Source organism: Plantibacter sp. M259 (genome assembly GCF_006065115.1).
GTDB lineage: Bacteria > Actinomycetota > Actinomycetes > Actinomycetales > Microbacteriaceae > Plantibacter > Plantibacter auratus.
The window spans coordinates 2,541,034-2,558,633 of sequence record NZ_CP040750.1 but is presented as its reverse complement, the minus strand read 5'-3'; the positions used below and the strand labels follow the sequence as shown (position 1 = coordinate 2,558,633).

The 17,600-nt window shown below is 70.1% G+C and carries 20 protein-coding genes; 10 read left to right on the top strand and 10 right to left on the bottom strand.

Annotation, left to right across the window (positions count from 1 at the left end):
• Nucleotides 1-12: 12 nt before the first annotated feature.
• Nucleotides 13-591, bottom strand: a complete 579-nt coding sequence (locus tag FGL15_RS11970) for a TetR/AcrR family transcriptional regulator (protein ID WP_168223388.1) — start codon at nt 589-591, stop codon at nt 13-15.
• Nucleotides 592-637: 46 nt separating this feature from the next.
• On the opposite strand from FGL15_RS11970, the gene FGL15_RS11965 reads away from it, so the two are divergent.
• Nucleotides 638-1,834, top strand: coding sequence for a DUF418 domain-containing protein (locus tag FGL15_RS11965; RefSeq protein ID WP_138946209.1), 1,197 nt, complete (start codon nt 638-640; stop codon nt 1,832-1,834).
• Nucleotides 1,835-1,838: 4 nt separating this feature from the next.
• Nucleotides 1,839-3,236 (top strand): alpha/beta fold hydrolase, encoded by a 1,398-nt coding sequence (locus tag FGL15_RS11960; protein ID WP_138946208.1) that lies wholly within the window; start codon nt 1,839-1,841, stop codon nt 3,234-3,236.
• A gap of 33 nt (nt 3,237-3,269) precedes the next feature.
• Here FGL15_RS11960 and FGL15_RS11955 read toward each other — a convergent pair whose 3' ends face one another.
• The 3 genes from FGL15_RS11955 to FGL15_RS11945 are packed head-to-tail and all read right to left on the bottom strand — an operon-like array spanning nt 3,270 to nt 5,129.
• On the bottom strand, nt 3,270-3,911 hold the full coding sequence (locus tag FGL15_RS11955) for an ABC-2 transporter permease (RefSeq protein ID WP_138946207.1): 642 nt from the start codon (nt 3,909-3,911) through the stop codon (nt 3,270-3,272).
• Nucleotides 3,908-4,759 carry an ABC transporter ATP-binding protein gene (locus FGL15_RS11950; RefSeq protein WP_168223387.1) on the bottom strand — a complete coding sequence of 284 codons (852 nt, stop codon included), beginning with the start codon at nt 4,757-4,759 and terminating at the stop codon, nt 3,908-3,910. Before FGL15_RS11950 ends, FGL15_RS11955 begins: the two co-directional genes overlap by 4 nt.
• On the bottom strand, nt 4,752-5,129 hold the full coding sequence (locus tag FGL15_RS11945) for a GntR family transcriptional regulator (RefSeq protein ID WP_138946205.1): 378 nt from the start codon (nt 5,127-5,129) through the stop codon (nt 4,752-4,754). Before FGL15_RS11945 ends, FGL15_RS11950 begins: the two co-directional genes overlap by 8 nt.
• Before the next feature lie 108 nt (nt 5,130-5,237).
• Here FGL15_RS11945 and FGL15_RS11940 point away from each other — a divergent pair, with 108 nt between their 5' ends.
• Entirely contained in the window at nt 5,238-5,843 is a 606-nt protein-coding gene (locus FGL15_RS11940) for a class I SAM-dependent methyltransferase (RefSeq protein ID WP_138946204.1), read from the top strand.
• A gap of 159 nt (nt 5,844-6,002) precedes the next feature.
• Nucleotides 6,003-7,466 carry an FAD-dependent monooxygenase gene (locus FGL15_RS11935; RefSeq protein ID WP_138946203.1) on the top strand — a complete coding sequence of 488 codons (1,464 nt, stop codon included), beginning with the start codon at nt 6,003-6,005 and terminating at the stop codon, nt 7,464-7,466.
• A gap of 62 nt (nt 7,467-7,528) precedes the next feature.
• On the opposite strand, the gene FGL15_RS11930 is transcribed toward FGL15_RS11935, so the two are convergent.
• Nucleotides 7,529-8,512, bottom strand: a complete 984-nt coding sequence (locus FGL15_RS11930) for an alpha/beta fold hydrolase (protein ID WP_138946202.1) — start codon at nt 8,510-8,512, stop codon at nt 7,529-7,531.
• 129 nt (nt 8,513-8,641) lie between these two features.
• Between FGL15_RS11930 and FGL15_RS11925 the strand changes: the two genes are divergently transcribed.
• The 3 genes from FGL15_RS11925 to FGL15_RS11915 all read left to right on the top strand — a co-directional run bounded on the left by FGL15_RS11925 (nt 8,642) and on the right by FGL15_RS11915 (nt 11,654).
• Nucleotides 8,642-9,850, top strand: coding sequence for an FAD-dependent monooxygenase (locus FGL15_RS11925; protein ID WP_138946201.1), 1,209 nt, complete (start codon nt 8,642-8,644; stop codon nt 9,848-9,850).
• Nucleotides 9,847-10,599, top strand: coding sequence for a YqjF family protein (locus FGL15_RS11920; RefSeq protein WP_138946200.1), 753 nt, complete (start codon nt 9,847-9,849; stop codon nt 10,597-10,599). The genes FGL15_RS11925 and FGL15_RS11920 overlap by 4 nt, the downstream gene beginning before the upstream one ends.
• 761 nt (nt 10,600-11,360) lie before the next feature.
• Nucleotides 11,361-11,654, top strand: coding sequence for a hypothetical protein (locus tag FGL15_RS11915; RefSeq protein WP_168223386.1), 294 nt, complete (start codon nt 11,361-11,363; stop codon nt 11,652-11,654).
• 241 nt (nt 11,655-11,895) lie between these two features.
• On the opposite strand, the gene FGL15_RS11905 is transcribed toward FGL15_RS11915, so the two are convergent.
• A complete protein-coding gene (locus FGL15_RS11905) occupies nt 11,896-12,375 on the bottom strand; it encodes an SRPBCC family protein (RefSeq protein ID WP_138946198.1) in 480 nt (159 codons plus the stop codon).
• Between the two features lie 57 nt (nt 12,376-12,432).
• On the opposite strand from FGL15_RS11905, the gene FGL15_RS11900 reads away from it, so the two are divergent.
• A complete protein-coding gene (locus FGL15_RS11900) occupies nt 12,433-12,978 on the top strand; it encodes a TetR/AcrR family transcriptional regulator (RefSeq protein ID WP_138946197.1) in 546 nt (181 codons plus the stop codon).
• Between the two features lie 93 nt (nt 12,979-13,071).
• Nucleotides 13,072-14,112, top strand: a complete 1,041-nt coding sequence (locus tag FGL15_RS11895) for a medium chain dehydrogenase/reductase family protein (protein ID WP_138946196.1) — start codon at nt 13,072-13,074, stop codon at nt 14,110-14,112.
• 68 nt (nt 14,113-14,180) lie between these two features.
• Here the strand turns inward: FGL15_RS11895 and FGL15_RS11890 are convergent, their stop codons facing one another.
• Both FGL15_RS11890 and FGL15_RS11885 read right to left on the bottom strand, forming a co-directional pair.
• Complete coding sequence (locus FGL15_RS11890) at nt 14,181-14,879, bottom strand: Pr6Pr family membrane protein (protein ID WP_138946195.1); 699 nt, start codon at nt 14,877-14,879, stop codon at nt 14,181-14,183.
• Between the two features lie 59 nt (nt 14,880-14,938).
• Complete coding sequence (locus tag FGL15_RS11885; protein ID WP_138946194.1) at nt 14,939-15,412, bottom strand: DUF2000 domain-containing protein; 474 nt, start codon at nt 15,410-15,412, stop codon at nt 14,939-14,941.
• Between the two features lie 106 nt (nt 15,413-15,518).
• On the opposite strand from FGL15_RS11885, the gene FGL15_RS11880 reads away from it, so the two are divergent.
• Nucleotides 15,519-15,983 carry an Lrp/AsnC family transcriptional regulator gene (locus FGL15_RS11880; RefSeq protein WP_138946193.1) on the top strand — a complete coding sequence of 155 codons (465 nt, stop codon included), beginning with the start codon at nt 15,519-15,521 and terminating at the stop codon, nt 15,981-15,983.
• 18 nt (nt 15,984-16,001) lie between these two features.
• Here the strand turns inward: FGL15_RS11880 and FGL15_RS11875 are convergent, their stop codons facing one another.
• Together FGL15_RS11875 and FGL15_RS11870 are read right to left on the bottom strand one after the other, a co-directional pair.
• Nucleotides 16,002-16,634 carry an alpha/beta hydrolase gene (locus tag FGL15_RS11875; protein ID WP_138946192.1) on the bottom strand — a complete coding sequence of 211 codons (633 nt, stop codon included), beginning with the start codon at nt 16,632-16,634 and terminating at the stop codon, nt 16,002-16,004.
• A complete protein-coding gene (locus tag FGL15_RS11870) occupies nt 16,631-17,545 on the bottom strand; it encodes a VOC family protein (RefSeq protein ID WP_079704870.1) in 915 nt (304 codons plus the stop codon). Before FGL15_RS11870 ends, FGL15_RS11875 begins: the two co-directional genes overlap by 4 nt.
• Nucleotides 17,546-17,600: the final 55 nt, after the last annotated feature.

The following is a 17,600-nucleotide window of genomic DNA, read 5'->3' as shown; positions in this document are numbered from 1 at the left end:
GGCCCTGGAGGTTCAGCCCGCTCGGCGCAGGCCCCGCAGCGTCGCGTCGATCAGCCGTTCGGCGCGCTCCGGCGTCATCCGTTCCGACTGCTCCGCCGCTCGCGCCACCGCGATGCCGTCGAGGACCGCGAGCAGGAGCGCCGCATCGTCCGCGGCCAGGCCGTCATCCGGGAACGCGGCGACGAGCAGCCGTAGGAGGACCTCCTCAGTGCGGGCCCAGTCAGCGGCATGGATCGCGCGCACCTCGGTCTCCGTGCTCGCCCGCGCGGCGAAGGCGACCCAGACGATCCCGTCGGTCAGGTCATCGCCCTCGATGCAGGCGATCTCACGGCAGAAGATCCGAAGTCGCTCCTCCTCGGAGTTCACCGCCTCGAGCCGCGCTGCCACGCGCCGACGGAACCGCTCGTTGACCTCGGTCATCGCCGCGACGACCAGTCGGTCCTTCGTCGGGAAGTGATGCTGGACCGCGCCGACGGAGACACCGGCCTCGCTCGCGACCGTGCGGATGGTCAGCGCATCGGCTCCGCGCGACGCCATGATCCGCAGCAGTGCGTCGAGGATCCGATCCCTGTTCGTGTCCTGCTCGGTCATCGCCTCCGCTTTCGCCATCGCCCACTCGACAGGGTACGGTCTTCACATGACCAATACGAGCGTATTGCCGCCATCACCGCCGACCTCCCGACGCATCGCCGCACTCGACGTGGTCCGCGGACTCGCCATCCTCGGCACGCTCGGCACGAATATCTGGGTGTTCTCGCACCCCTGGGGTCTGCTCGGGATGCTCTCGGCCCCGGTGACGCCGGAGACCAGCCCTGCGGCCGGCACGATCCAGCTCGCCCTCATGGCACTCACGCAGGGCAAGTTCCTCGCCCTGCTGACCCTGATGTTCGGCGCGGGGCTCACGATCCAGCACGCCACAGCACGCCGACGCGAGCAGCGCTGGCCGGGCCGCTACCTGTGGCGCGCCACCCTGCTCCTCATCGACGGCGCCGTGAACTACATCCTCATCGCGGAGTTCGACGTCCTCATGGGCTATGCGGTCACCGGCGCCATCGTCGCCTGGCTCCTGCTCACGAGGCCCCGCGCCCAGCGCGCCATGATCGCCGTCTTCGGCGTGCTGCACGTCCTCCTCATCAGCGCGATCGTGGCGTTCATCGCCACGACACCGTCGGCGTCCGGCGACCTCGCGCTTCCCGCAGGCCCGAGCCCGTATGCCACGGACTCGTTCCTCGGTCTGGCGGTCTTCCGGCTCGACAACGTGGGGGTCTTCCGCGCAGAGCCCGTGCTGATCGGATTCCTCACGCTCGCGATGTTCCTCGCCGGCGCACACCTCTTCCACGCCGGGGTCTTCAGTGAGACCGGCGGTCGACTCCGACGCCGCCTGATGATCATCGGTGCCTGCGCGCTGCCGGTCGACCTGCTGCTGGGGATCGCGGGCGGCACCGCGGGGCTCCTCGCCGAACGCTACCTGGCTGCGCCCCTCGTGGCGCTCGGCATTCTCAGCGCCACCGTCGAGCTCTGTCGTCGCTTCGGCACCGACGGCTGGGTGGCCTCGCGTCTCCGCGAACTCGGGAAGGTCGCGCTCAGCGCCTATCTCCTGCAGAACCTCCTCGGCGGCGCGATCTTCTACGGGTGGGGCTTCGGCCTCGCCGAACTCACCGCTCCGTGGCGTGTCCCGGTCACCGTCGCCGCGTTCGTCGTCATCGCCGCGCTCGTGACCGGCTTCGCCCACCTCTGGCTCCGGCGGTTCGCACTCGGCCCCGTCGAATGGCTCTGGAAACGCGGCGCGGAGCTCGGGACGAAGCAGCCGGTGGGCCGACCCTCGCTACGGTGAGACCATGACCACCGTGCACCTGACCGGCCAGTTGATCTGCGCGACAGCGACCGACGTGGCGATCGTCGAGACCCATCTGCCGGAGCATGTCGCTCTCACCCGCGCCGAACCGGGGTGCGTGTCGTTCGAGGTGACGCCGACGGACAACCCGCTCGTCTGGGACGTCGCCGAGGTCTTCGAGGACGACGAGTCGTTCGCAGCACATCAGGCCCGCGTCGGGTCCAGCGCGTGGGGACGCGCGACCGCGGGCATCGAACGCCGCTACCAGGTGACCCGGTCGCCAGCGGGCCGGACCGTCATGGACGTCAGCGACGACGACCTCGCCGACCTCCGCCGCAGACTCCGCGACACCCGCTGGCCTGACCGTTGGCCGACCGCCGGTTGGGAGGCCGGCACCGACCAGGACGAGCTGAGACGACTCGTCACCTACTGGGCGGACGACTTCGACTGGGCGGCACAGCAGCGGGAGATCAACACCCTGCCGTGGCACCGGGTGGAGATCGGTGGGGCCACCATCACCTATCTCCGGTTCGACGCCGAGGCCCCGGGCGGCATCCCCGTCGTCCTCACGAACGGGTGGCCGAGCACCGCCCTCGAACTGGTCGGACTCGCCAGACGCCTCGCGACGCCGTCCCACTTCGGCGGAGACCCGGCGAGCGCCGTCACCGTCATCGTGCCCGCGCTGCCCGGGCTGCCGTTCTCGCCGCAACGGCCGACCTTCGGTGATCAGACGCACGAGCTGTGGCACACGCTGATGCACGATCACCTCGGCTTCGCCCGGTACGCCGCCCATGGAGGCGACCTCGGGGCGGGGATCACCTCTCGCCTTGCGCAGGCGCACCCCGAGGCGGTCGCCGGCATCCACCTTCTCGCGGTCGCCGCGCCGCTCGAGGTCGACGCCGAGACGCTCACCGAGGAGGAGCAGGCGCATCTCGCCCGGGTCGAGGCCTGGGACGCCGAGGAGGGTGCGTACGAGCATCAGCACCACACGCGTCCGCTCACGCTCGCTCCCGCGCTGTCCGACTCCCCCGTCGGCCTGCTCTCGTGGATCCTCGAGAAGCATCGGGCGTGGAGCGACTGCGACGGCGACGTCTCGTCCCGCTTCAGCGACGACTACCTCGCGACACTCGCCTCCGTCTACTGGTTCACGAACGCGATCGGCACCTCGCTCCGCCCGTACTACGAGTCCGCGACCGGGATCACGACGCGTGTCGATCGGGTCGAGGTGCCGACCGCGGTCGCGCTCTTCCCGCACGACCTCGCGAGCCCGCCGCGCAGCTGGGCCGAGCGGAGCTACGACGTGCGACGGTTCACGACCATGCCACGAGGCGGCCATTTCGCCCCGCACGAGGAGCCCGAGCTCCTCGCGGAGGACATCCGAGCGTTCCTGGCGACGCTCTGACGTCGGGAACGCCCGGGAGGGGTCCGGCGCCGCTCAGAGCTCGCGCTTGCGGTACAGCGGCACAGCGACGAGGACGCCGACGACGATCCCGACGGCGCCGAGCGTGAGCCCGAGGCCGACCACGAGCGGGAGCGGGACACCGGCGGCGGCCTCCTGCGCGCCGTCGAGCACACCGATCGCCTGCGCGACCCAGGCGAGGCCCGCGACCACCAGCGCCGGGGCATAGCTGATCAGCCGTCCGCGGGTGTACCCGATCCGGAACAGGACGGGCAACTGGATGCTGGCCGACAGTCCGACGAAGGCGACCGCGACGGCCTGGATGACGAGCAGCAGGCCCCAGTCGAGCGAACCACCGCGCACGCTGGCCATGAGCACGGTCACGGCGAACGCGATCGCCGAAGCGAGGAGGGCGAAGACGACGATGGAACCGGCCCGTCCCACCACGACGGAGGACCGCGAGACGGGGAGGATGCCGTAGAGGGTGTCGAGACGCCCGCGCTCATCCCCGAGGAACGGCGCGGCGATCATGAGCGAGGTGACGATCGCCGCGCCCATGAGGGCCATCCCCGGCACCGGGAGCAGGATCCCGATCACGGCGACAAAACCGAGGAGGAGGAGCGTCTGCCGCCGGGGCAGCCAGGACGTCAGGTCGAAACGGATGAACGAGCCGATCATGCGGAAGCCTTTCCGTGTGCTGCTGCCAGGTGGATGACGATGTCGTCGACGCTCGCGGCGTCGATCACGGTCTCCGGTCCGAAGTCCGCCATCCGCGTCGTGCGGATGAGTGCGGACCACTGCTCCCCGCGCCGCTCGAGCCCGAGCACCTCGCCGGACGGCGGTGCTCCCGCGCCACGCACCATGGCGAACTCGTCGACGGTGTCCGCGAACCGTCCGTCGTAGGCGACCCGGCCGTTCACGAGGACGAGCAGGTCGTCGGCGAGCTCGTCGAGATCCGTCGTGATGTGCGTCGAGAAGAGCACCGCGTGCTCGGGGTCGACCATGAACTCGCGGATCAGGTCCCCGATCTCGCGACGGGAGGCCGGGTCGAGGCCGCTGGACGGCTCATCGAGGATGAGGAGTTCCGGCCGCTGCGCGAGCGCCGTCGACAGCGACAGCTTCACACCCTGACCGCGGGACAGTTCGCTGACCCGCTGTTCGCGCGGCACCCCGAGGCGGTCGAGCGACGCCTCGAAGCGTTGCTGATCCCACGCCGCGTAGAACGGGCTGAGCCGGCGACCGATCGATGCGACCCGCCACTCCGGAGCCGCGGTCGGCTGGTCGAGGACGACGCCGATGCATGCGAGCGCATCCGGGGAACCGGCAGGCTGCCCCAGGACCTCGATGTCGCCGGCGTCGGGGGTCAGCAGGCCCAGCAGGGCCCGGATGGTGGTGGTCTTGCCCGCCCCGTTGGGTCCGACGAGGCCCGTGACGGTGCCGCGTTCGACCGCGAAGGAGACGTCGTCGACGGCGAATGATCGCCGCTGGACGCGCAATCCGTCGATGCGAAGGATGCTGTCAGTCATCGGTACTCCAAGTCTGATCGAGTCGTGTCTGGATGTCGGTCCTGCTGAGGCGCGCGTGCCGAGCCGCGATGACGAGCTCATGGATGACCTCATCGACCCGCGACTGCAGGAGGGTGCTCGCCGTCTCGGGGTCGACATCGAGGACGACGAACCCGCGTCCGTGCTCACTCCGCACCAGGCCCTCGGCGACGAGATCGTTGTAGGCCCGGGTGACGGTGATGACGCTCACCCGGAGATCCGCCGCGAACTGCCGCAGGGACGGGAGCGTCTGCCCGACGGGGATCTCCCCGGCGAGGATCGACGCACGCAACTGGGTCTCGATCTGTTCGTAGATCGGTGTTCCCGAACTGTTCGAGATCACAACACCCATGGCACCTCCATCTGTTTATAAACACCATAACAGTTGGGGTGCGAAACCGCGAGGGCTGCCCTCCGTCCCCATCGTCGAACCGAGCCGCGTGCTCGCTACGGTGGAGCCATGAGCACCGTCCGAGACGCCTATGCCCGTCGGTCCGCCGAGTACGCGACGCTGCTGGGCACGATGGCGTCAGTGCACCCGTCGGACCGGCAACTCGTGACGTCCTGGGCCGACCGGATCGCCGGTCCCGCGCTGGACGCCGGCTGCGGCCCGGGGCACTGGACTGCGTACCTCGCCTCGCGCGGGCTCGACATCCGCGGCATCGATCTGGTCCCCGAGTTCATCGCGCACGCCCGCGCCGAGCACCCGGAGACCCGGTTCGGCCTCGGCAGCCTCGACACCCTCGACGCGGAGACCGGCTCAGTGGGAGGAGTGCTCTCGTGGTACTCGCTGATCCACCACCGTCCCGACACGATCAGGACACCGCTCGCGGAGTTCGCGCGCGTGCTCCGGCCTGGCGGCGAGCTGCTGATCGGCTGTTTCGAGGGGCCGACCGTCGAGCCGTTCGACCATGCCGTGGTGACGGCCTATCGTTGGCCGGTCGTGGAGCTGGGCGAGCACGTGCGCCGGGCGGGCTTCGAGTTCGTCGAGACGCACACCCGGACGACCCTCGATCAGCGACCGCACGGGGCGATCCTGGCCAGGCGAGCCGGCGCGGTGAGGTGAGGCGGTTCGTCGCCCGGCCCGAGGCTGAGCGACCATCCGCCGCATCTCGCTGCCGCTGCAGTTCCAGAGTACGCCGGGCACCGGGGCTTGCCGCAAGACCCCCATCGGCCTCCAGAATGGGTGGCCGCGGTCGCCTCCGACCACGAGAACGGGGTCTTCATGCATGACGTCATCATCAGCGGTGGCGGCCCGACCGGCATGATGCTGGCCGCCGAACTCCGCCTCCACGGCGTCGACGTCCTCGTCCTCGAGCGGGACGCCGAGCCGAGCCCTGCCGTGCGGTCGTTGGGCCTCCACCCGCGGAGCATCGAGATCCTCGACCAGCGCGGCATCCTCGACCGGTTCCTCGCCGAGGGCACGCAGTACCCGGGGGCCACCGGCCACTTCGCCGGCATCGTCCCGCCGCGACCCGTCCCGCTCGACACCGAGCACGACTACGTCCTCGGTCTCCCGCAGCCGGTGACCGATCGGCTGCTGACCGAACGCGCGGTGGAACTCGGCGCCGAGCTGCATCGCGGGAGCGCACTCGTCGGCCTCGAACAGGACGACGACGACGTCACCGTCGAGCTGGACGACGGTGAGCGCCTGCGGGCACGGTGGCTCGTCGGGTGCGACGGCGGGCGGAGCACCGTCCGGAAGATCCTGGGCATCGGCTTCCTCGGCGAGCCCGCGCAGACCGAGTGGATCCTCGGGGAGATCCAGGTCACGCTCCCCGCGGACGACATCGCAGCCATCGCCGAGGAGGTCCGGAAGACGCACCGTGGCTTCGGCATCGGACCGGTGTCCGACGGCTTCTTCCGCGCGGTGGCGCCTGCGAGCGCCCCCACCGACGAGCGCCTGGCGACTCCCACGATCGAGGAGTTCCGGGCCCGGCTCGAGCGCTTCGCCGGGACCGACTTCGGCGCACATTCCCCGCGCTGGCTGTCGCGCTTCACCGATGCGACGAGACTCGCCGAGCGCTACCGGGTCGGCCGGGTGCTCATCGCCGGTGACGCCGCCCACGTGCACCCGCCCCTCGGCGGGCAGGGCCTCAACCTCGGGGTCCAGGACGCGTTCAACCTCGGATGGAAGCTGGCTGCCGAGCTCGCCGGCTGGGCACCGGCCGACCTCCTCGACACCTATGGGAGCGAGCGCCGTCCGGTCGCCGACGACGTCCTCACGCTCACCCGTGCGCAGAGCGTCCTCCTCTCCCCTGACCCCGGCCCGCAGGCGGTGCGTCGGCTGTTCTCGGAACTGATGCGGTTCGACGACGTGGCCCGTTTCCTGGGCGAGCGGATCGCGTCCACCGGCATCCGATACGACATCGGAGGTCCCGGCGCAGCGGTGGACAGCGGCTCGGACGAGGGGTCGCTGCTCGGTCGACGGCTCCGCGATCTGGCCCTGGCCGACGGCGGGCGCCTGTTCGCCCTCCTCCACGAGGGCCGCGGACTCCTCCTCGACCAGACCGGGACCCACGCCGTCACCGGGTGGGAGGATCGCATCGACCGGGTCGTCTCCACGACCCCTGCGCTCGCGTCCCCGGCGGCGCTGCTGCGACCCGACGGCCACGTGGTCTGGCTGGCCGACGGGCGGGAGCCGCTCGAGCCGGCCCTGCGACGCTGGTTCGGCGAGCCGACACGGTGAGGTGAGGCGGTTCGTCGCCCGGCCCGAGACTAAGCGACCATCCGCCGCATCTCAGCGAGCGCTCAGTCGTGATCGATGGAGGCGACCGCGTCGGCCACCTGCGACTTCCCCTCGGCCACGCGGTCGTCGTCGTCGGTGACGATGCCGATCGTCTCCTCGATCCGACCCCCGACGGCCTGGATGATGGCCGCTGGCTGCGGCGCCTCCGGCTCCTTGTCGTCGCTCCCGTCCGAGTCCTCGGGGTAGACCTGGAGTCGGTCGTCGTCGCCGTCCGCCACCGTGCGCCTGGCGTGGTCGACGCAGAGCTTCGCGACCTCCTCGGCGTGCGCGTACATGACAGAGTGCGCTGCGCCGGGGATCTCCCAGAGGCGTGAGGAGGGCAGGAGTTCTCCGACCCGCTCCACCCACTCGCGCGGCGCGACGGCGTCGTACTCGCCACGGATCACGAGCGTGTGCGCCTGTACCTTCGGCAGGGCCTCCTCGATCGGGTAGGTCAGCATCTCCGGCAGGACCCGCGAGAACCACTTGAACCCGCAGAAGATGTAGGCGCTGACGGCCAGCACCTTCACCGTGAGCGGTTCGTGCCAGCTCGACTGCAGGAACCTGACCGCCTGGGTGAGCACCCGCCGCTGACCGGGCACGACGACCGGACCGATGAGGATGAGGGTGGACAGCTCGGGGCGACGCGAGACGAGGTCGCTGACCACCTGGCTGCCCATCGAGTGGCCGACGATGATCGGGTCCTTGAGGTCGAGCTCGTCGATGACCCGGCCGACGAGGTCCGCGTACTCACGGATCGTCAGCGTCGACGAGGGGTGCGGCACCCCGCCGAAGCCGGGGAGGTCGAGCGCGTGCACCGGCCCGAACTCGTTGAGGTGCGGCGCGAGGCGCTCGAAGTACGTGGACGAGACGCCGATGCCCGGGATGAGGATGAAGGAGCGATCGCCGCTGGAGCCCACGGAGTTGACGCGGACGTAGACGTCGCCGTCGTACACGCGATCGACCCGCACACTCCGCTTGCGACGCTTGCGTTCGATCCTCGACATGCCCCAAGCGTACAAGCGGCCGGCGCCTGCACCGCCGGAGCTGTCAACCATGCGGGATTCGGATCGGCGAGCGCGATGATGGAGGCAACCGGAGCGGCAATCCCACGCTCCCCGAGAGGTGGCACCACGATGACCGTTCCCCGCGTCCTGATCTCCGGAGCCAGCATCGCCGGCCCCGGCTTGGCGTTCTGGCTGAACCGCTACGGCTGGGAGACGACGGTCGTCGAGCGCGCGCCGGCATTCCGCGACGGCGGCCAGAACATCGACGTGCGGGGCGCTGCTCGCGAGGTCCTGCGACGCGCGGGGCTCGAGGACGCGGCACGCGAGGCGACCACCGGTGAGCGCGGCACCCGGTTCGTCGGTGATGCCGGTGAGACGATCGCCGAGTTCCCGGTGTCGGACTCGGAGACCGACGGCGCGACCGCCGAGGTCGAGATCCTCCGTGGTGACCTGGCCCGCATCTTCATCGATGCGACGGACGGCACCACCACCTATCGGTACGGCGACCACATCACGGGACTCGATGACGACGGTGAACGGGTCCTCGTGTCCTTCGCACATGGCGAGGACGAGGCGTTCGACCTCGTGATCGCGGCGGACGGCATCCGATCGTCGACCCGTGAGCTGGCCTTCCCCGGCGAGGCGGTGACCCGGTCCCTCGGCCTCGAGATGACCTACCTCACGATCCCTCGCGACGACGCCGACGTGCCGTGGTGGCAGTGGTACTCGGGCGTCGGTGGCCGCAGCGTCACGCTCCGACCCGACCGGCACGGCACCACCCGCGCGGTGCTGACGGAGGTCACGTCCGACCGCGGCGACGGGGTCGTCCCCGCGCGCCGCGACCTCGACGCACAGCGACGGCATCTCAGGAACCGGTTCGTCGGACTCCCCTGGCAGGCGAACCGGATCCTCGAGCATCTCGACGACAGCGACGACGTCTACTACGAGTCCATCGGCCAGGTCAGGACGCCCCGCTGGGCATCCGGACGGGTCGCGCTGCTCGGTGACGCGGCCTGGTGCGCGTCGCCCGTCAGCGGCATGGGGACGAGCCTGTCGATCGTCGGCGCCTACGTGCTGGCCGGTGAGCTGGCCGCGCACGTGCACCACCGGGACGCCTTCCGCGGGTACGAACGGATCATGCGCCCCTACGTCGAGCAGGCCCAGTCGCTGCCGCCGGGTACGCCGCAGCTCGCCAATCCGACGTCGAAGGCCGGCGTCGCGGCGTTCCGCACCGCACTCCGCGTGGCCGGGTCGAAGCCGGCGAAGCTCATCGGTGCCCAGTTGTTCTCCCCGCCGGCCGACAAGATCGACCTGCCCGAGTACGAGCACCTGGCATGACCGGCGAGCCCAGGCCGATCGCCTCGAGCGCACCGGCACTGTCCGGCCCGGTCGTCGCCGCGCAGGAATGGCGGGACCTGGCGTTCGTCCACTGGCGCGTCCCGGCGAGCGCCGTCGCGCCACTGCTCCCGCCCGGGGTGGTCCCCGACGTCTTCGACGGCTCCACGTGGGTCGGACTGATCGCCTTCCAATTGGGCGACGCGAGAATCGGACCGCTGCCGCCGTCGCCGGTCGGCGGCTCCTTCACCGAGGTGAACGTCCGCTTGTACGGGGTCGACGCCGAGGGGCGTCGCGGCGTCGTGTTCCGGTCGCTCGAGGCGTCGAGCCTGCCGGCGGTCCTCGCTGCTCGAGCGATGTTCGGCCTGCCCTACCAGTGGGCGCGGACCGCGCAACGGCCGACGGACGACGGCTGGGAGTACGCGTCGCGGCGGATCGCCACGTCGCCGACGACACGAGGTCCGGGCTTCCAGCTCGGCGTCGACGTCGACCGGGCGACGACCGTCGACGACGAGCTGTCACAGTTCCTGACGGCGCGGTGGGGGCTCTTCCAGAGCCGCTTCGGTCGGACGCAGTGGTTGCCGAACGAGCACGAACCCTGGGTCCTGCACCCGGCGCGCGTCACCTCGTTGCGCGACGAGCTCTGTGCGGCGGCGGGCCTGCCGGGTGTCGTCGAGCACCAGCCCGACTCGGTCCTCTTCAGCCCCGGCGTGACCGCCCGATTCGGGATCGGCTCGTTCCTCGCCCGCTAGGGCGTGTTGCTCAAAGCAGGTTGTCTCAGCTACGGCGGCGCCAGGCCGGGTTAACGGGAAGCTGGTAAGTTTCCGCCGTGATCCTCATTCCCTCCTGCCAGCCTTGCGGAATTGTGTTGTTCGCCCCCGGTGCTGGTGGCGACCCTGCACGATATGAAGCGCTAACCAGTGCCGCGCGGAACGCGGGATTTATCGTCGCCGCACCTTCCCATGAGCGTTTCGATGTGAGGACCGTGACCGATGGGCAGGTCCGTGAACGTGCAATCGGACTCGCCGAGGTGCTCGAGGAGGCCGGCCATCACGATCTCCCTGTCATCGCGACAGGGCACTCGGTGGGAGGATGGGCTGCACTGTGTTTGGCCGGCGCGCAACCGTGGAGCCGAGACGGACGTCCCATTCCTGTTCCCGTCGACTCGCGAGTATCGAAGGTGGTTGCGTTAGCTCCGCCTCTTGGCTGGTTTCGCGCACCCGGTGCGCTCGACCAACTCATCGTTCCCGTCACCGTCATGATGGGGGCGTCCGACGTAGTCACACCCCCCGAGACTGCGGACATCCTGGACGCAGCCCCAGCGGCGGTGAGCGTTCGATCATACGCGGGGGTCGGCCATCTCGACTTCCTCAGTGTCCTTCCGCCTACGGTAGCCCCGACCCCCGGCCTTGATCACAGGGAATTCATGGCGTCGCTCGCTCACGACTTCGTCGAAGCGCTCGATTAACTCCTGCCTCCGTTCGTGATCGACCGTCCGTTCTGGAGGGACCTCTTGACCGGGCCCGCAATGGGCGGCCTGTTCGCGCTGGCCGGAGCCGTCATCGCGTTTGCAGCTGCCGCGGTCGCAGCTCGAATCTCGCGCCGCGCGGCGCAACGCCAGGAGTGGTGGGCACGCGCCGAGTGGGCTCTGCATCTGGCGACATCCGACCGCGGCTCCGAGCGCGACGTCGGGTTGGCCGCAGTCGAAGTGTTGTTCCAGGACGCGACGCGGACCGAAGCCGCACTCGTCAACGCGGTCACATCGGCACTCTTGTTCGAGCCACGCGTGGACAGCAACGGCCGATGACGCCCACAATGAATCACGGAGGGACACGTAATGGACGAGCAAGCTGAGCGGCGCACGCATGAACTGAACGGTCTCGAGGCGCGTATCGAGTCCGGTAAGGCAGACCCGGTGACGGACTCGCAGCGTGCCGTAGCCGCGCGAATCCGGGTCGCGTACGACAAACGGCGGGGACACGAGACCGCGGAGTGGATCAAGCGATTGGCGCGAAGCGCCTGAGCGCCTCGACCTCAGCCGTGCCGAGTCATGCTGCGACCGCAGCGAGCACCACGGGGTCCTCGCAGCCGCGCGCGAAGCCTCGGATGCGGCGGTCGATGTCGCGCTGCAAGACGATCGCACCGATGCGCTCGGCGATCGGCGCCAACCATTTCGGCTTGCACGTGAAGTTGTAGCGCCAGACGGCGAGCGTGCGCTGGTCGTCGCCCTCCACCGGGCTGAAGCGCCAGCCGCCGGCGAGCCGCTCGAAGAACCATGAGCCCTTCGTCATCTTCATGCCGACGTTGGTCGGCGGGTGGTACGAGACGTACTCGCTGACCATCCGGAACCCGAAGCGCTGGACGGTGAAGGTGCGGACGCCCTTGGCGGCCTCCTTCGCGCCGTCGAGGAAGTACTGCCGCCGGATGAACGGATCCCAGCGCATCCTGGTCTCGCCGGTGGTCTGGGAGATCGCGAACGCGACGTCGGGCGGGACGGGCACGGTGCAGCGGGATTCGACGACGGGCATGCCCCATCCTGACATGGGTGCTTGACGAGCGTCACTTGTTCGTGTTCAATCAGTCACATGAGCCGATCGACCGCCGAGGACCAACGCGTCCGCACCATCGCGAGTGCGGTGGAGGTCTTCTCGATCGCCGGTTACCGCGCCACCCCCGTCGCGGACGTCGCTGCGGCGGCCAAGATCTCCCCCGCCTACGTCTTCCGTCTCTTCGACGGCAAACTCGGCCTCTTCGTCGCCGCGGTCGAGCACTGCTACGAGCAGGTCGCGAACGCGATGTCCGCAGCCGTCGAGGACCACCCGGAGTGGAGCCCGGACGACAAGCTCGACGCGATGACCCAGGCGTACATCGAGCTCATCCGCGACCGCAGCCTCATCGCCCTCCAGGTGCACGCGCAGAGCGCCTGCGACGTCCCCGAGATCCAGGCGGCGGTCCGCTCCGGGCTCGCGCTCGTCGTGCGCATCATGTCCCGCGACTCGGGGGCGGACGCCGGCGCCGTCCAGCGCAGTCTCGCCTACGGGCAGCTCTGCCACCTCGTCGTACAGGCGGGCCTCGGCGACGTCGACGCCGACTGGGCGCGCGTCGTCGACCACGGCATCCGGCACGACTGATCGACTCCGAGCCACCGACCGCACCCACTGTTTTTCGTACCCGCAGTTGTGACTGTTCAGTCACACACAACTATCACGAGATAGGAACACACCATGCACACCACACCATCCGCGACCACCACCCAGGTCGTCCTGCCGGGCCTCGTCGAGCCGTCCGGCCTCGAACTGGCCACCGTGCCGACGCCCACACCCGACGCCGGTCAGCTCCTCGTCGAGATGGAGGCGACCGGGGTCTCCTTCGCCGAGCAGTCGATGCGCAAGGGCCGGTACTTCGGCCAGCCGGCGTTCCCCTTCGTCCCTGGATACGACCTCGTCGGACGGGTGCTCGAGGTCGGCATCGGAGGCGACGCGACCCTCATCGGCAGACGGGTCGCGACCCTGACCAAGACGGGCGCCTGGGCGACCCACGCCGTCGTGGCCGCGCGCGACAGCATCCTCGTGCCGGACGGCGTCAGCTCGGAGGACGCCGAGACGGTCGTCGTGAACGGGGTCACCGCCTGGCAGATGCTGCACCGCGCGGCGCGGGTCCAGCCGGGCCAGACCATCCTGTTGTTCGGCGCGAACGGCGGTGTCGGCGGAATCCTCATCCAGCTGGCGCGGCTCAACGGCGTCCGCGTCATCGGTGCGGCGTCACCCCGGCATCACGAGGCACTCCGCGCGGCGGGCGTCATCCCCGTCGATTACGCGGACCCCGAGCTCGGGGCACGGGTCCGCGAGCTGGCGCCGAACGGGGTCGATGCCGTCTTCGACAACGTCGGCGGCGAGACGACCCGCACGGCCTTCGGGCTCCTCGCGCGCGGCGGTACGCTCGTGACCTACTCGATCATCTCAGCGGTCGGCGGCACCGGACCGCTCATGGCGCCGTTCCTGCGGGCGATCGGTCAGGCGCTGCTCTGGACGGCCCTTCCGAACGGTCGCAGCTCGACCTTCTACGACCTGTGGGCAGGGCACCGTCTCCGTCCCGCCCGCTTCCGCCGCCACCTGGAGGCCGACCTCGGCGAGGTCTTCCGGCTCCTCGAGCACGGTGACATCACGGCCAACATCGCCGCCCGGTTCCCCCTCACCGAGATCGTCGCCGCCATGGAACTCGCCGAGTCGCGGACCCTCAACGGGAAGGTGGTACTGCACCCCTGAGTCGGGCCGCAGGCCGAGGTGAGGCAGATGGCCGCCCGGAACGCTGGCAGGCGACCAGATGCCTCACCTCAGCGGCGGAGCGCGGCGGGCAACACCCGGTCGACGAGCTTGAGCAGCACGGCGAACACGATCGCGACGACGAGCACCATGAGCGCGTTCCGGACGGCGCCGTCGAAGCCGAGCTGCGTCGCATCGAGGAAGGGGTAGGGGTACCAGCCGGTGATGCCGCCACGGATGAAGGTGAAGACCACCCAGGCGAGCGGCCAGAGGAACGCCCAGGCGACGGTGCTCCAGGTGAAGCGCGGACGCGGACCGAACACGAGCCAGGCGCCGAGTGTGAGCCACGGGGACAGGTAGTGGAACCCGATCGTGATGACGAGCGCCCACCCCGTGAGGTTGACCTGCGGTGCGAGGACGACCGCGTAGACGATGCCGGTGATGACGATGCTGAGCAGGGCGTCGAGCCGCGCCACCCGCCAGAGCCGACCGTCGCGCAGGGGGTCGATCGCCAGCAGGACGGACACCGCGAGCACGATGAGGTTGCTGAGGATCGTGAAGGCACTGAAGATGCGCGCGAAGCGGGTCGCGAGGCCGACGGACATGTCCACACCACCCGAGCGGGCGTCTGCGCCGCCGGTGATGACGAGGACGATCTGGATGACGAGCGAGATCGCGATGATCACGGCGATCAGGAGGTACACCACTCGGCTGGCGGTGACGACGGCTCGGGACGGCGCGACCTGCGTGGGATGGACGGTGGTGCTCACCCGCCAACCCTAGCCAGCCCGCCGCACCCCACCTCCCTCAAGCCCTGACGCGTGCGCTTTCAGGCCAACAGCGGCAGTCGCCCGACGATCCGGTCCACCCGGTTGCGCGGGCCGACCAGGGCGACGGCCAGCGGGGCGAGGGCATCCGACGCGGTCTCCGCCACCGCCGCGAGGTACTCGTCGTAGACCCGGGTGAGCTGGGCCGCCTCCGGCATGTCGACGACGAGTACGCCGTCCGAGCCCGCCGCCTTGGCTCGGATCGCCGCCAGTTGCTCGGCCGGAGCGGTCAACACACTGCACCCGGCCCACGGCAGTCCGGGATGAGCCGAGCCGTCGGCGTCGACGGCGTCCGGCCCGAGGAGCCCGTGGACGCCGGCTCCGATCGCCGCCGCGACGCAGGCCGCCGCATTCACGGCTCGGCCGGCCGGGAGGTCCTGCTGCACGACGACGACCCACTTCAGCCGGGCGGACCGCGTGGGCGCCGCCGTGTCGATCTCCTCCGGCGCGAAGCCGACGAGCTGCTCTTCCGTCATGTCTCTCCCTGATGTCGTACGCGAATCGACCCTCAGGCTACGTCGAGCGAACCCGCTATCGATTCGCTGCCGTACATCGTTCGGCCGAACTGGCACAATCGACCGCATGGACGAACTTGATACGGCGATCCTGCGCGAACTGCAACGCGACGCCCGGCGCACCAACCGCGACATCGCGGCCGCCGTCGGCGTCTCACCCACCACCGCACTCGACCGCACCCGGGGCCTGTACCGTCGCGGTGTCATCCGCGGCGCGCGACTCGACGTCGATCTGCCGTCGCTCGGCCGCGCAGTCCAGGCGCTCATCGCGATCCGGATCCGACCGCCGTCGCGCGTCAACATCGACGCGTTCCGCAGCTGGGCGATCACCCTCCCCGAGACCATCGGCGTGTTCGTCGTCTCCGGGAACGAGGACTTCCTGCTCCAGGTCGCCGTCACCGACAACGACGCGCTCTACGCCTTCGTCATCGACAAGCTGACCGAGCGCGAGGAGGTCGCCGACGTCCGTACGAGCGTCGTCTACGAGCACGTGCGACCGCAGGTGGTGATGCCGGCGGAGACGACGACCTGAGCGGCTGTTGGTGACGGATCAGCCGACGTGCTCGCCGAGGAACGTGCGCACGTCGTCGATCTCGGCTTGGTGGATCCCGTGGGCGAGCCCCGGGTAGGTGCGCTCGGTGAGGGTCGTGTGCAGCGGCAACCACGCTGCGGCGCGCGCGACGGCCGGCGCGGCGATGACCCGGTCCTCGAGCCCGCGCCCCCAGAACACCGCGGGCTTCGTCGCGGCCAGCACCTCGTCGCCGGGCTGCGGCGCACTCAGCACGAACCCGGCGAGGATGACCGGCGCCACGACCCGCTCGGGCCGCGTGCGCAGCAGCTGCGAGGCCATGAAGCCGCCCTGCGAGAATCCGATGGGCACGATGCGCGTCTCGGCCGACACGTGCTCATCGATCCAGTCCCAGACGGCGTCCGTGACGCGGGCGATCGGCTCCGGGTCAGGGTTGCCCGGCGTCGTGATCTCGAACCAGGCCGCCCCACCGTGACCCATCTCGAGCGGCGCGCGCAGCGACACCCAAGGCATCCCGAGCGCGAGCGGCCCGACGAGGCCGGTGAGGTCGTGCTCGTTCGAACCGTAGCCGTGGAGGAGCACCGCGACGACGGGAGCGGACGTCACGGCGTCGGCCCAGTCGGCGGAACGGACGTCGCGCAGTGCGGTGGTCATCGGGACAGCAGCTCCTCGGTCGACAGGTCGGGCAGGGCCACGGTCACGCGGGTCCCCCACGGGTCGGAGACGGTCACGGAACGACCGTCCGCGTCGAAGGGGATCGTGCGGGCGCGCAGCCGCGCGGCCAGCGTATCGAGGTTCGCGAGGTCGGGGACGGTGATCGACACGTCGCCGAGGCCGAGGGCGGCCGCGCGGGGACCGGCGCCCTGGCTGTTCCAGACGTTCATCGCGATGTGGTGGTGGTACCCGCCGGCGGAGGCGAAGATCGCGCCGGGGTACTCGGTCTGCGTCGTCTCGAATCCGAGGGCGTCGACGTAGAAGGCTCGGGCGGTCTGGAGGTCGCCGACCTGCAAGTGCACGTGCCCGACGGCACCGGCCAACGACGGCCCGGCGCCGAGGGCGTCCTCCGTGAGATGACGCTGCAGGTAGGCGTTCGGGTCGAGGTAGGTGGTGGTCATGGCGATCTGGTCGCCCGAGCGCACCCAGCTGCTGCGAGGCCGGTCCGTGTACAGCTCGACGCCGTTCCCCTCGGGGTCGGTGAAGTAGAACGCCTCGCTCACGAAGTGGTCGCTCGACCCGACGAACTGTCCGCGGGGGTCCTGTGCGGCCCGATAGACCGTCGCCGAGAGGCTCGACTCGTCCTCGAACAGGAACGCGGTGTGGAACAGGCCGGCCTGCCGCCGGTCGACGGCCGGCAGGTCGGGCGTGTGCACGAGCCGGACGAGCGGGGTGTCGCCACGACCGAGCACCCGGTGCACCTCGCGGTCGCGGCTGCGCTCCTCGAGCGGCTCCATCGCGAAGGCGTTGGCGTAGTAGCCGGACATGAGGTCGAGGTCGCCGACGCGGAGCGTGACCGCGCCCATCGACGTCTCGGGGGCGAGCAGACGCTCGTCGAGCACAGCGGACATTCGGTCTCCGATCGGGTGATGGGGTCGGTACAGGCTACCCCGTTTACTTGTAGAT